The organism is Kitasatospora sp. NPDC101176 (genome assembly GCF_044768035.1).
GTDB lineage: Bacteria > Actinomycetota > Actinomycetes > Streptomycetales > Streptomycetaceae > Kitasatospora.
Genome location: NZ_JBIWPA010000004.1, coordinates 158,421 through 172,075 on the forward strand (window position 1 = coordinate 158,421; position 13,655 = coordinate 172,075).

The window sequence follows — 13,655 nt, forward strand, 5'->3', positions numbered from 1 at the left end:
GCGTTCGGGAGGGAGGATCCCGGTGCTGCGGCGTGAGGACGCCAGTTGATCGTCCATCGGGCACGGGGTGCCAGTCCACTGATGCACGGTGTCATCCCTCTGCATGGCAGAGAGATGACACCCTCTTCGGGCTGGGCGCGACCGTGACAGCCAGATACGGCATGTGGCACGATCTGAGCGTTTGATTGTCTGTCGCCTGTTCATTCGACTGACAGGCCACTGAAGAGGATTGGGGTGTGCGCGTGTCTCGTCTGCGTAGGGCTGCCAAGGCGGCCGTGATGGCGATATCTGCGGGCGTCCTTACCGTGCTTGGCTTCGGACTGCTTGCCACCGGCCATGATGCCGATGGATCTGCCCATGTCAATCGCGCGGGGTTCGGGGTCGATGTTAGTACGACTTCGAATCAGGCAATGGGCACGGCTTTGGACGGCGAACACCAGTGGACATGACAGAATGAGGCTGACGAATCGTTATGCGCTGCCGGAAGCGGCGGGGAGGCATGACGATTCGTCGGTCTCTTGTGACGAACGGGCCAGCGCCCAACCGAGTTGGAACAGCGATTCGACGTTGTAGTCCTCCCGCATCTCGGCCAGATGGCGGGCGAGGGTCCGTTCGCTGATGCCGAGCCGGCGGGCGATGACCCGGTGGTTGGTGCCCTCGAGCAGCAGGTCGATGATGGTCTGGCGCATCCGTGACACCACCTGTTGCGGCACGGTGCGTCCGCCGGTGAAGTCGAGACCGCGGTTCCAGTTGCGTTCGAACACCTCGTGCACGAGGAAGTGGATGACGGCGGGGTCGTGGATGAAGGCGGCCAGGTTGAGGTCCTCGGCGACCGGGATGGCGGCCAGCTGCCGGTCCACGATGATCAGCCTGGTGTACGGCTCGTCGAGGGTGCGGAACCGGCCGCCGGCCTCGGTGATCTTCGCGACGTAGTCCCGGGTGGGCGCGTGGTACCGCGTGCTCGGGTGGTAGATCGTGCGGACGGCGATCCCGCGCTTGAGATCGGCCAGGTCGTCGTCGAGCACCCGGGACAGGACGTCCGGCGGGCGCGGACCTCCCGGCTGGGCCGCGAGGATCTCCTCTTTCGCCGTGGTCACGGCGTGGTTGATCCGCTGGCTGATCAGCGCCTTGCCGCGGACGTACTCAATTGTTCCGCCGGAGGACTCCGGGCGGTGAAACGCGTCCGCGAGGCTCTGGAGGTCGCTCGGGACGGCTATCGCGCGCGACAGCAGTGCCAGTGCCTGACGCTGCCAGACCGCGCTCAGACCGGTGGCGAGCTGTTGCGGGTCGACCGCGACCAGAATCTGCGGATCATCCAGGTCGGGAGTCAGGAGACCGATGTCCAACAGCTCGCTGAGGTGGCTGTAGTCGTGCTCCGCGATTTCATTGCGGGCCGTCCGACCGCGCGTCCGGATAATCGCGAGGTAGAGATCATGCGCTCCGGCGGACAGGGTGCCCGTCGCACTGACCCCCGGAATGGCGTCGTTCCTCCCGTTCATTCACGGCTCCTTCTCGACGACCGAACCTGCCCTATGGCTGCACCCGAGCCCCATCGGTGATCCTAGATCCCGGAGTGGGATCTGGAAGTGGGCATTGTTCCACCATTGCGGAGTAGCGCTTCGATTGGCACCCTCTCACCACGACCAAACCGCCGGCACCCCCCAGGCGGAGGGAACCGGCGGCTGTCGGTGTTTCGGGCCCGTTCAGCGCTTGGGGCGCCAGACCACCAGGGCGCTGGAGTGCGGGGTGGGGGGCTGGTACGGGACGAGGTCGCGCCGGTAGGAGGCGTGCACGGCGGCCTCGCGCTGCTGGAGCGCGGTCGCGGCGCCCTCGAGGGAGTCGACCAGTTCGCTGATCCGCGACTGCAGGGCGGTGACCTGGTTCTCCAGCTCGATGATCCGCTTGATGCCGGCCAGGTTGATGCCCTCGTCCTGGGAGAGCCGCTGGACCTCGCGCAGCTGCTGGATGTCGCGGGCCGAGTAGCGGCGGCCGCGGCCCGCGGTGCGGTCGGGGCAGACCAGGCCGAGGCGGTCGTACTGGCGGAGGGTCTGCGGGTGCAGGCCGGAGAGCTCGGCGGCGACGGAGATGACGTACACCGGGGTGTCCTCGGTGAGCACGTACTGCGGCGGGGCCGCGGCGCGCCGGGGGCGGCGGTTGTCGCCGGGGAGGCCCTCGCCGATGCCGGGGCCGATCGGGCTGTCGGGGATCATCGGGGACATCTGGTCGTCACGCTCCCTTCGCCGCCCGGAACAGGGCGGCTCGCGGGTCGTCGGAGGCGGTGGCCTCGCGGTACTGCTCCAGGGCGTTCAGCGCGTCGCCGGTGACGTGCTGCGGCACCACGACCTCGACGGTGACGAGGAGGTCGCCGCGGGTGCCGTCCTTGCGGGTGGCACCCTTGCCGCGGGCGCGCATGGTGAGGCCGTTGGCGCTGCCCGGGGGCAGCTTGAGCTTCACGGCGGGGCCGTTGAGGGTGGGCACCTCGATGGTGCCGCCGAGAGCGGCCTCGGGGAAGGTCACGGGGACGGTGACGGTGAGGTTGTCCCCCTTGCGGCCGAAGACCGGGTGCGGGTCGACGTGCACGGTGACGTAGAGGTCGCCGGGCTGGCCGCCGCGCTCGCCCTGCGCGCCCTTGCCCTTGAGCCGGATCCGCTGGGCGTCCTGGACGCCGGCGGGGATGCGGACCTGCATGGTGTGGGCCGAGCTGGCCCGGCCGCTGCCGTGGCAGTCGTTGCACGGGTCGTCGACGATCATGCCGCGGCCGCGGCAGTCCTTGCACGGCTCGGAGAGCGCGAACGCGCCCTGGCCGCGGCTGACGGTGCCGGCGCCGACGCAGGTCGGGCAGACCCGCGGGGTGGTGCCGGTCCGGGCGCCGGTGCCGTTGCAGGAGCGGCAGGGGGCCTGGCTGGTCATCCGGAGGGGGACGGTCGCGCCGTCGACGGCCTCCTCGAAGGCCAGGGTGACCTCGGTCTCGACGTCGGCGCCGCGCCGCGGCTGGGCCTGCCGGCCGCCGCGGTTGAACAGGCCGCCGAAGACGTCGCCGAGCCCGCCGGTGTTGGCGCTCTGGCTGCCGCTGAAGAGGTCGCCGAAGTCGAAGCTGTAGTTGCCGGCGCCCGCGCCGGGGCCGCCGGCCCGGAAGCCGCCGTTGGCGAAGAGGCTGCGCGCCTCGTCGTACTCCTTGCGGCGCTTCTCGTCGGAGAGGACGTCGTAGGCCTCGGAGATGTCCTTGAAGCGGTCCTCGGCCTTGCTGTCGCCCTTGTTGGCGTCCGGGTGGAATTCGCGGGCGAGCTTGCGGTAGGTCTTCTTGATCTCGGCGGCGGTGGCGTCCTTGGGCACGCCGAGGACCTTGTAGTAGTCCTTCTCCACGTAGTCCTTGCCGCTCATGCGTCCACCTCGCTCCGCCCGGCAGCCGCTGCGCGCCACGCGCACCTCTGAACGGTCCGCCCGCTGCGCTCGCTCACGGCTCCCGCCACCTCCCGATGTCCATCGTCGCTGTGCTGTCGACGGGCCGTCCGCCGGACGCCGTCGACAGCGCGCTGCGGAGCCGGCCGCCGTCATGGCCGGCGTACGACTCCGCAGCGCACTGGTTGTCAGCTGTCACAGGTTGTCAGCTGTCAGCTGTCCGAGCCACCGTCGGACGCGTCCTCGTCACCGGACTTGGCGTCGCCGTCCGGACCGGCCGTCGTCTGGGTGCCCGGCTGGGGCTCCGCGACGGCGACCATGGCGGGGCGGATGATCCGCTCGCCGATCCGGTAGCCGGGCTGGAGGATCTGCACGCAGGTGTCCTCGGTGACGTCCGAGGAGTAGCTGTGCATCAGGGCCTCGTGCATGGTCGGGTCGAAGGGTTCGCCCTCCTTGCCGAACTGCTGCAGGCCCAGCTTGGCGACGACCGTCTCCAGGGACTCGGCGACGGACTTGAAGCCGCCGGTGACCTCGCCGTGCTCGCGGGCGCGGCCGATGTCGTCCAGGACCGGGATCAGGGACTCCAGGATGTTGGAGACCGCGATCTCGCGGACCGTCAGCCGGTCGCGCTCGACCCGCTTGCGGTAGTTCTGGTACTCGGCCTGCAGGCGCTGCAGGTCGGCGGTGCGCTCGCCGGCCTCGCGCTTCGCGGCGGCCAGGTCGTCGGCACCGTCGGCGTCGGAGGAACCGCCCGCGGCGGCCTCCTCGGCCGCCTTGATCACGGCCTCCTCGGCGGCGGAGTCGTCGCCGGGCTTGCCGCCCTGCGGCTTGTCCGTCATGCCGACGCACCGCCCTTGGGCTTCTCGTCGTCCACGATCTCGGCGTCGACGACGTCGTCCTCGGCCTTGGCCTGGGCGGAGTCGCCGGCCGGGGCCGCACCGGCGGCGTCGGCGTTGGCGTACAGCGCCTGGCCGAGCTTCTGCGCGGTGGTGGACACCTTCTCGGAGGCCTCGCGGATCTTCGCGATGTCCTCGCCCTTCAGGGCCTCCTTGAGCTCGCCGACGGCGGTCTCGACCTCGGTCTTGACGTCGGCCGGGAGCTTGTCGGCGTTGTCGGCGATGAACTTCTCGGTCGAGTAGACGAGCTGCTCGGCGGAGTTGCGGGTCTCGACGGACTCGCGGCGCTTGTGGTCCTCCTCCGCGTACTGCTCGGCCTCGCGCATCATGCGCTCGATGTCGTCCTTCGGCAGCGCGGAGCCGCCGGTGACGGTCATCTTCTGCTCCTTGCCGGTGCCGAGGTCCTTGGCACCGACGTGCATGATGCCGTTGGCGTCGATGTCGAAGGTGACCTCGATCTGCGGCAGGCCGCGCGGCGCCGGCGGGAGGCCGGTCAGCTCGAACATGCCGAGCTTCTTGTTGTACGCGGCGATCTCTCGCTCGCCCTGGTAGACCTGGATCTGCACGGACGGCTGGTTGTCCTCGGCCGTGGTGAAGATCTCGGAGCGCTTGGTCGGGATCGTGGTGTTGCGCTCGATCAGCTTGGTCATGATGCCGCCCTTGGTCTCGATGCCGAGGGACAGCGGGGTGACGTCGAGCAGCAGGACGTCCTTGACCTCGCCCTTGAGGACACCGGCCTGGAGCGAGGCGCCGATGGCGACGACCTCGTCCGGGTTGACGCCCTTGTTGGCCTCCTTGCCGCCGGTCAGCTCGCGGACGAGCTCGGCGACGGCGGGCATGCGGGTCGAGCCGCCGACCAGGACCACGTGGTCGATCTCGGAGAGCGCGATGCCGGCGTCCTTGATCACGTTGTGGAACGGGATCTTGCAGCGCTCCAGCAGGTCGGAGCTGAGCTGCTGGAACTGGGCGCGGGTGAGCTTCTCGTCCAGGTGCAGCGGGCCCTCGGCCGAGGCCGTGATGTAGGGCAGGTTGATCGAGGTCTCGGAGGACGAGGACAGCTCGATCTTGGCCTTCTCGGCGGCCTCGCGCAGACGCTGCAGGGCCATCTTGTCCTTGGACAGGTCGACGCCGTGGCCGGCCTGGAAGACCTTGACCAGGTGGTCGACGACCTTCTGGTCCCAGTCGTCGCCGCCGAGGTGGTTGTCACCGTTGGTGGCCTTCACCTCGACGACCCCGTCGCCGATCTCCAGCAGGGAGACGTCGAAGGTGCCGCCGCCGAGGTCGAAGACCAGGATGGTCTGGTCGTCCTTGTCGAGGCCGTAGGCCAGGGCGGCCGCGGTCGGCTCGTTGACGATGCGCAGGACGTTGAGGCCCGCGATCTCACCGGCCTCCTTGGTGGCCTGGCGCTCGGAGTCCGAGAAGTACGCCGGGACGGTGATGACGGCGTCGGTGACGGTCTCGCCCAGGTAGGCCTCCGCGTCCCGCTTCAGCTTCTGCAGGATGAAGGCGCTGATCTGCTGGGGGTTGAAGTCCTTGCCGTCCAGGTTGATCTTCCACCCGGTGCCCATGTGGCGCTTGACCGAGCGGATGGTGCGGTCCACGTTGGTGACCGCCTGGCGCTTGGCCACCTCGCCGACCAGGACCTCGCCGTTCTTCGCGAAGGCCACGACGGACGGCGTGGTCCGCGCGCCCTCGGCGTTCGTGATGACGGTGGGCTCGCCACCCTCCAGAACGCTGACGACCGAGTTCGTCGTACCGAGGTCGATGCCGACCGCGCGTGCCATCGTAGATACCTCCACGGAAGAGTTGAGCTTTACGGGCTCAAGGATGCATGACCCGACGGGTCGCGTCAACAGGTATGAGTCCGGGTGGCTCAACTTTGCTGAGCCCTGTCCTGCGGTGCGGCCGCCGGGCGGATGTGGCGGGCGTGGGGTGACGTGACTGCCGCCATAGCTTGAGAACCTTCTGGAGGACTGTGGGCGGGCGGTATTGTCCGGGCCGTCGGCCCGGCAAGTTACCGACGAGTACACTTACTTCAGAACCACAGAGACTGCTCAACAGCAAGCCGCAGGAGACGGAGAGCCGATGCAGCTAGCAGCGATCGTCATCTCGCTGGTCACGTTCGTGATCGGCACCGCGCTCGCCGCCCGTGCGGCGTTGTACATCTTCAAGGTGGTGCGGACCGGTCAGGCGGACTCCACCCGCTTCGGGCAGCCCGCCCAGCGGGCGAAGACCGTCGCCGTCGAGTTCGTCGGCCACACCAGGATGAACCGCTGGGGGATCGTCGGCATCGCCCACTGGTTCGTGGCGGTCGGCTTCTTCAGCCTCGTCCTCACCGTGGTCAACGCCTTCGGCCAGCTCTTCGACGCCGAGTTCGCGCTCCCGATCATCGGCCACTGGCTGCCGTGGGAGATCTTCGTCGAGCTGGTCGGCACCCTGACCACCCTGGGCATCGCCACCCTGATCGTGATCCGGCTGCTCAGCCTGCCCTCCCGGGCCGGCCGCAAGTCGCGCTTCGCCGGCTCCATCGCCTGGCAGGCCTTCTACGTCGAGTACACGATCCTCGGCATCGGCATCTGCATCCTGATGCTGCGCGGCCTGGAGGGCGCCCTGGCCGGCGTCGACTCCTACGACCCGGCGTACCTGGTCTCGTACCCGATCGCCGCCGCCTTCGACGGCGTCGCCCACGGCACGCTGGCCAACCTGGTCTACCTCTTCGCGATGCTGAAGATCTGCATCTCCTTCGCGTGGGCGACCACCATCGGCCTCAACCCCTCGATGGGCGTGGCCTGGCACCGCTTCCTCGCCTTCTTCAACATCTACTTCAAGCGCGAGGAGGACGGCGGCACCGCGCTCGGCGCCCTGCGCCCGATGACCAGCGGCGGCCAGCCGATCGACTTCGAGGACCCGGCCGACGACGCCGTCTTCGGCGTCTCCCAGGTCGAGCACTTCTCCTGGAAGGGCATCCTCGACTTCTCGACCTGCACCGAGTGCGGCCGCTGCCAGTCGCAGTGCCCCGCCTGGAACACCGGCAAGCCGCTCTCGCCCAAGCTGCTGATCATGAGCCTGCGCGAGCACGCCTTCGGCAAGGCCCCCTACCTGCTCGCCGGCGGCGGCAAGGACATGGAGGGCGAGGAGAAGGCCACCCCCGAGCAGCTCGCCGACGTCCCCGCGGCGGCCCTGGCCGAGGCCGAGCGCCCGCTGATCGGCACCGCCGAGGAGAACGGCGTCATCGACCCGGACGTCCTCTGGTCCTGCACCACCTGCGGCGCCTGCGTCGAGCAGTGCCCGGTGGACATCGAGCACATCGACCACATCGTCGACATGCGCCGCTACCAGGTGATGATCGAGTCCTCGTTCCCGACCGAGGCCGGGACGATGCTCAAGAACCTGGAGAACAAGGGCAACCCGTGGGGCATGGCCACCAAGGCCCGCCTGGACTGGGTGAAGGAGCTCAAGAAGGAGACCGGCATCGAGGTGCCGGTGATCGGCGAGGACATCGACCCCGCCGAGGTCGAGTACCTCTACTGGGTCGGTTGCGCCGGCGCCCTGGAGGACCGGGCCAAGAAGACCACCAAGGCCTTCGCCGAGCTGCTGCACACCGCGGGCGTGAAGTTCGCCATCCTCGGCAAGGAGGAGTCCTGCACCGGTGACTCCGCCCGCCGCCTGGGCAACGAGTTCCTCTTCCAGATGCTCGGCGCCCAGAACGTCGAGACGCTGAACGCGGCCCTGGAGGACGCCCCGGTCAAGCGGATCGTCGCCACCTGCCCGCACTGCTTCAACACCATCGCCAACGAGTACCCGCAGCTGGGCGGCCACTTCGAGGTCATCCACCACACCCAGCTGCTGCAGCACCTGATCGACGAGGGCAAGCTCGTCCCGGTCAACCCGGTCGAGGGCCTGATCACCTACCACGACCCCTGCTACCTGGGCCGTCACAACAAGGTCTACAGCCCGCCGCGCGAGATCATGGACAAGGTCCCCGGTCTGCGCCAGCAGGAGATGCACCGCCACAAGGAGCGCGGCTTCTGCTGCGGCGCCGGCGGCGCCCGGATGTGGATGGAGGAGCGCATCGGCAAGCGGATCAACACCGAGCGCGTGGACGAGGCGCTGTCGCTCAACCCCGACATCGTCTCCACCGCCTGCCCGTTCTGCCTGGTGATGCTCTCCGACTCGGTCAACGGCAAGAAGAACGAGGGCGCGGCCAAGGAGCACCTGAAGGTGGTCGACGTCGCACAGCTGCTGCTCGACTCGGTGAAGGCCACCCCGCCGACCGAGGCCGAGGAGCCCGCGACGGTGGACGCGTAGCGTCCCCTGTTCGACAGTTCTGCAACAACTGCCCGGCCCGGGGGGCGTCGCGAGAGCGCCCGCCGGGCCGGGCTTTTGGCGCCGATCGGGGGTGCGCGGCGGAGCGCGCGGAGGGCAGGACTCGTAGGGGTGTGGTGCCAATCGCACGGCCGCCTGACTGCGTCTCCGTTGGAAGGAAATACAGTAGGCGCCAGACCGGCCCCGTGCCGGTCGACCCGTTCCGGACCGCCGGACGGGTCCAGACCACCGACGGAGGTATCGGCCCGCCGGGCCGGGCCGCGGAGAGCACAAGGGGAACAGCGCAGACCATGACCGAGGCGATCATGCTGGTCGGTGGTAAGGGCACGCGACTGCGTCCGCTGACCACCCACACCCCCAAGCCCATGCTGCCGGTGGCGGGCGTCCCCTTCATCGCGCACCAGCTGGCCCGCGCGGCCGCCGCCGGCGTCACCCGCGTCGTGCTGGCCACCTCCTACCTGGCCGAGGTCTTCGAGGACCACTTCCAGGACGGCACGCCGTACGGCATCGAGCTGGTCTACCTGACCGAGCGCGAGCCGCTGGGCACCGGCGGCGCCATCCGCAACGCCGCCTCCGGGCTGACCTGCGGCCCCGACGAGCCCGTCCTGGTCTTCAACGGCGACATCCTCTCCGGCGTCGACATCGCCGCCCTGCGCGACGGCCACGTGGCCGCCGGGGCCGACGTCACCCTGCACCTCACCCGGGTCGAGGACCCGCGCGCCTTCGGCCTGGTGCCGACCGACGCGAACGGGCGGGTGCTGGAGTTCCTGGAGAAGCCGGAGACGCCGGAGCAGATCGTCACCGACCAGATCAACGCCGGCTGCTACGTCTTCACCCGGTCCGTCATCGACCGCATCCCGGCCGGCCGGGAGGTCTCCGTGGAGCGCGAGACCTTCCCGGAGCTGCTGGCCACCGGCGCGCTGCTGCGCGGCGTCGTCGACACCTCCTACTGGCTGGACCTCGGCACCCCGGCCGCGTTCGTCCGCGGCTCCGCCGACCTGGTGCTCGGCAAGGTCGACTCCCCGGCCGTTCCCGGGCCGACCGGCGACGCCCTGCTGCTGCCCGGCGCCACCGTCCACCCGGGCGCGGTGCTCAGCGGCGGCACCGTCGTCTCCGAGGACGCCGTGGTCGAGCCCGGCGCGATCGTCGAGGGCAGCGTGATCCTCCCGGGCGCGGTGATCGGCCCGGACACCCTGGTCAAGGACTCCATCGTGGGCGCCTTCGCCACCGTCGGCGCCCGCTCGGCGCTGGACGGCGCGGTGATCGGCGACGGCGCCATCGTCGAGTCCGACAACGAGCTGCCGAACGGCATCCGGATCGCCTGCGGCACCCTGCTGCCGGTCGGCGCGGTCCGCACCTCGGCCGGCCCGGGCGGCTGCCCGGCCGGCACCGCGGCCGCCGCCGCCGTGCACGGCCCCTCGGTCACCGCACAGCGGTAGGACCCGGACCGGACCCGGCACCCGCGGCGCGCAGCCCGGGCGCCCGGGTGCGGCCGGCATTCCCGACCCGTTCGTCTCAGACTCGCTGCAAACCGGCCCCGGCTGCGAACCGGGCGTCCGCGGACCGGGCCGGACGGGTACCGTCGGACCGTGGCTGGTAATCGATACGACAGCGGTCAGGGCGCCGACCCCCACGGCGGGTGGGCGCCCCCTCCGCCGCCGGCGGGGGCACCCGGGGGGCACGGGGGGACGGACGGGCCGGAGTACTTCACGGCCCCGCACCGGGGGGCGGCCGGGGGAGCCGACGGAACACCGGGGGGCTTCGGCGCGCCCGGTCCGCACGGCGGCGGGTACGACCCGTACGCCGCCGACCGGCCCGGCAGCACCCGGGCCTTCCCGGCCGGTGACCCGTACCCGCAGGAGCCCCACCAGGGGTACTACGACCAGGGCGGGTACCCCGGGCAACCGGGCCCGCAGCAGCAGGGCTACGGCCAGGGCGACCAGGGCTACGACCAGGGCGGCTACCACCCCGGCGGCTACGGCCAGGAGGGCCACGGCGCCGGGCAGCAGCCCCCGTACAACCAGGACAACGTCACCGTCTACCGGGCCGGCGGCCAGTCCGCCCCGCACGTCTCCGGCCCCCGCCCGCACTGGCGCGAGCTGCTCGTCGGCGTCTTCCGCGCCCCGGGCGCGACCTTCGACCGCACCCGCGACCACCAGGTCTGGCTGCCCGCCCTGACGGTGTCGATGCTCTACGGCGCCCTCGCGGTCCTCGGCATCGGGCTGACCCACGACGACATCGTCAACTCGACCTTCACCGTCGCGCTGACCGGCATCCTCGCCGCCGCGATCGGCTTCACCCTGGCCGGCGCGGTCTTCGGCGCGGTCACCTACGCGCTGGCCCGCCAGCTCGGCGGCGACGGCCCCTGGAAGTCGACCGTCGGTCTGGCCGCCCTGATCGGCTGGCTGACCGACGCCCCCCGGCTGCTGCTCGACCTGGTGCTGCCCTCGGGCAGCGTGGTGGTCCAGGTCGCCGGATGGGCCACCTGGGCGCTCTGCGCGTTCCTGCTGAGCAGCATGGTCCGGCGGGTGCACGACCTGCCCTGGGGCAAGGCGGCGGCCGCCGCGGCGGTGCAGCTGCTCGCGCTGCTGGTGCTGATCAAGCTGCCGACGCTGGGCTGAGCCCGCCCGCCCCGGTGCCGGGCCGCCCGGCCCCGCGGCACCGGTCCGGGGCCCGCCCCGACACCGGGGTGCGCGATCATGCCGCCGCGCCCCGGACGGCACAATGGTGGACGGGCCCCGGGTCGTACCGGGCCCCGTCCACCCCCGTCGTTCACGTACCGGAGCCAGGAATGACCCTCCCCACCACCCACGTCAGCTTCCCGGCCGGGGCGGTGACCGGCGAGTCCCCGGTGCTCGCGGTGCACCCGCTGGCCGACGGCCGGTACGCCGTGGTCACCGCGGCCACCCCGTTCCACCCGCTCGACCACACCTGGCCCGACCAGCCCGCCGACCTCGGCACCCTCGCCGTGGACGGCACCGAGCTGGCCGTCGTCGACTGCCTCACCGGCGCCGTCGGTCCGGACGGCGGCGCGCCGCTGGTCGGTGCCGACATCCCGGTCCGGCGCGGCGACGAGGAGTGGTCCTGGCTGGTCCTGCACGTCCTCGCGACCGACCCGGGCGACCTCGTCGGACGCACCGCGGTGCTCACCGTCGACGCCGGCCGCCGGGCCGCGCTCAGCGCCTCGCACAGCGGCTGCCACCTGCTCGCCCTCGCCCTCAACGAGGCCCTCGCCCCGCGCTGGCGCAAGGACCCGGGCCGCTCCGACGCCCTCGGCCACCCCGACTTCGACAGCCTCGCGATGGCCACCTCGGTGATGGACACCGAGGCCAGCACCGACACCTACCGGCTCGGCAAGTCGCTCAAGAAGAAGGGCTTCACGGCGGACGCCACCGAGGAGCTGCCCGCCCTCGCCGACGCCCTGCCCGCCCTCACCGAGGCCGTCAACGCCCGGCTCGCCACCTGGGTCGCCGCCGACGCCCCGGTCCGCATCGAGGTCCCCGGCCCCGAGCTCACCGCCCGCCGCCAGTGGCACTGCGAGCTGCCCGAGGGTGGCGCGCAGATCTTCTGCGGCGGCACCCACCTGCACCACCTCGGCGAGCTGGCCGAGCTCCGCACCGAGCTGCGGCTCTCCGAGGACGGCACCGAGCTGGTCGCCGTCACCAGGCCGAAGCGGGCCTGACCGCCACCGGGCCCGGCCCGGCAACGCCACGGGCGGCCGCCCCTCGTCAGTCGAGGGGCGGCCGCCCGTTGTCGCGCGTGCTGTTCCGGTCGGGCCGGTCAGACCCGGGTGCGGTGGAAGTTCAGGTACGAGCGGGACGGCGTCGGGCCGCGCTGGCCCTGGTAGCGCGAGCCGTAGCGCTCCGAGCCGTACGGGTGCTCCGAGGGCGAGGAGAGCCGGAACAGGCAGAGCTGCCCGATCTTCATGCCCGGGTACAGCTTGATCGGCAGCGTCGCGACGTTGGACAGCTCCAGCGTCACGTGCCCGCTGAAGCCGGGGTCGATGAAGCCGGCCGTGGAGTGCGTCAGCAGGCCCAGCCGGCCCAGGCTCGACTTGCCCTCCAGCCGGGACGCCACGTCCTCGGGCAGCGTGATGACCTCGTAGGTCGAGGCCAGCACGAACTCGCCGGGGTGCAGGATGAACGCCTCGTCGCCCTCGGGCTCGACCAGCCGGGTCAGGTCCGGCTGCTCCTCGGAGGGGTCGATGTGCGGGTAGCGGTGGTTCTCGAACACGCGGAAGAAGCGGTCGAGGCGCACGTCGATGCTCGACGGCTGGATCATCGACGGGTCGAACGGGTCGATGACGACCCGGCCCAGGTCGATTTCGGTCCGGATGTCCTTGTCAGAGAGCAGCACGCTTCGAGGTTACGTGCACGACGGGGCCCCGGACGAATCCGCCCGGGGCCCGTTCCGTCCTCACGCCGACCGTCAGGCCAGGAACTCCGCGGCCTCCAGCCGCAGGGCCTGCGCCAGTTGCGGCGCCGACAGCTCCCGCACGTCGGCCAGCACCGAGCTCCGGAGCCGTCCGCACTGCGGACAGCGGATCAGCCGCCCGGGCCCGAGCCGGCCGGGTCCGAGGTTCTGCATCGGGAACGTGGTGGTGCTGAACAGGTGCCCCTCGGCACAACGAACGACGGCGCGCTGCTCCATCGGTCCCCTTCCCATCCCTAACCCAGTACTCACCCGTACTCATCGCGCCCCGGTGGCCCAAGGCCCCGGGACAGCGTCACATTAGGGGATGTTCCGGACATTCCACACCGTGGCTCGCCGCCCCGACCCCACCCGCCGGAGCACTCCTACGCGGCCCACACAGTACGCCTCCGCGCGCCCCCGGCCGCGCTCCGCCACGTCCCCGGGAGGCCTGTGCGGCGAGGGTCACGGATGGGGTACAGTGATGCTGGATCGAGCGGTCTATGACGGCTCGTCAGGCGGGCGTAGTTTAATGGTAGAACATGAGCTTCCCAAGCTTAGAGCGCGAGTTCGATTCTCGTCGCCCGCTCCAGCAGTAAAGGCCCAGGTCAACGACCTGGGCCT

10 protein-coding genes, 1 tRNA gene and 1 pseudogene are annotated in these 13,655 nt (G+C 70.9%); 5 read left to right on the forward strand and 7 right to left on the reverse strand.

The annotated features are described in order from the left end of the window. Positions 1 to 470: 470 nt before the first annotated feature. From ACIRS1_RS08435 to dnaK, 5 genes are all read right to left on the reverse strand, one after another. Entirely contained in the window at positions 471 to 1,499 is a 1,029-nt protein-coding gene (locus ACIRS1_RS08435) for a helix-turn-helix domain-containing protein (protein ID WP_402837903.1), read from the reverse strand. Positions 1,500 to 1,703: 204 nt separating this feature from the next. Further along, complete coding sequence (locus ACIRS1_RS08440) at positions 1,704 to 2,219, reverse strand: heat shock protein transcriptional repressor HspR (RefSeq protein ID WP_360205818.1); 516 nt, start codon at positions 2,217 to 2,219, stop codon at positions 1,704 to 1,706. Between the two features lie 7 nt (positions 2,220 to 2,226). Then, positions 2,227 to 3,381: a molecular chaperone DnaJ gene (gene dnaJ / locus ACIRS1_RS08445; RefSeq protein ID WP_402837905.1), complete on the reverse strand. Its 1,155-nt coding sequence runs from the start codon at positions 3,379 to 3,381 to the stop codon at positions 2,227 to 2,229. A 230-nt stretch (positions 3,382 to 3,611) separates the two neighbouring features. Then, entirely contained in the window at positions 3,612 to 4,238 is a 627-nt protein-coding gene (gene grpE / locus ACIRS1_RS08450) for a nucleotide exchange factor GrpE (RefSeq protein WP_360205812.1), read from the reverse strand. Beyond that, positions 4,235 to 6,079, reverse strand: a complete 1,845-nt coding sequence (dnaK, locus tag ACIRS1_RS08455; RefSeq protein ID WP_360205809.1) for a molecular chaperone DnaK — start codon at positions 6,077 to 6,079, stop codon at positions 4,235 to 4,237. Before dnaK ends, grpE begins: the two co-directional genes overlap by 4 nt. 301 nt (positions 6,080 to 6,380) lie before the next feature. Here dnaK and ACIRS1_RS08460 point away from each other — a divergent pair, with 301 nt between their 5' ends. The 4 genes and pseudogenes from ACIRS1_RS08460 to ACIRS1_RS08475 all read left to right on the forward strand — a co-directional run bounded on the left by ACIRS1_RS08460 (position 6,381) and on the right by ACIRS1_RS08475 (position 12,303). Next, on the forward strand, positions 6,381 to 8,603 hold the full coding sequence (locus tag ACIRS1_RS08460) for a heterodisulfide reductase-related iron-sulfur binding cluster (RefSeq protein WP_360205806.1): 2,223 nt from the start codon (positions 6,381 to 6,383) through the stop codon (positions 8,601 to 8,603). Between the two features lie 308 nt (positions 8,604 to 8,911). Beyond that, a pseudogene (locus ACIRS1_RS08465) lies at positions 8,912 to 9,985 on the forward strand (sugar phosphate nucleotidyltransferase); the annotation flags it as partial. Between the two features lie 225 nt (positions 9,986 to 10,210). Next, positions 10,211 to 11,242: a Yip1 family protein gene (locus ACIRS1_RS08470; RefSeq protein ID WP_402837908.1), complete on the forward strand. Its 1,032-nt coding sequence runs from the start codon at positions 10,211 to 10,213 to the stop codon at positions 11,240 to 11,242. Positions 11,243 to 11,412: 170 nt separating this feature from the next. Further along, on the forward strand, positions 11,413 to 12,303 hold the full coding sequence (locus tag ACIRS1_RS08475) for a metal-dependent hydrolase (RefSeq protein WP_360205801.1): 891 nt from the start codon (positions 11,413 to 11,415) through the stop codon (positions 12,301 to 12,303). A gap of 98 nt (positions 12,304 to 12,401) precedes the next feature. Here the strand turns inward: ACIRS1_RS08475 and dcd are convergent, their stop codons facing one another. After that, positions 12,402 to 12,977: a dCTP deaminase gene (dcd, locus tag ACIRS1_RS08480; RefSeq protein WP_360205798.1), complete on the reverse strand. Its 576-nt coding sequence runs from the start codon at positions 12,975 to 12,977 to the stop codon at positions 12,402 to 12,404. Positions 12,978 to 13,049: 72 nt separating this feature from the next. Next, entirely contained in the window at positions 13,050 to 13,271 is a 222-nt protein-coding gene (locus ACIRS1_RS08485; RefSeq protein ID WP_360205795.1) for a hypothetical protein, read from the reverse strand. Between the two features lie 278 nt (positions 13,272 to 13,549). On the opposite strand from ACIRS1_RS08485, the gene ACIRS1_RS08490 reads away from it, so the two are divergent. Continuing rightward, positions 13,550 to 13,623, forward strand: a tRNA-Gly gene (locus ACIRS1_RS08490). Positions 13,624 to 13,655: the final 32 nt, after the last annotated feature.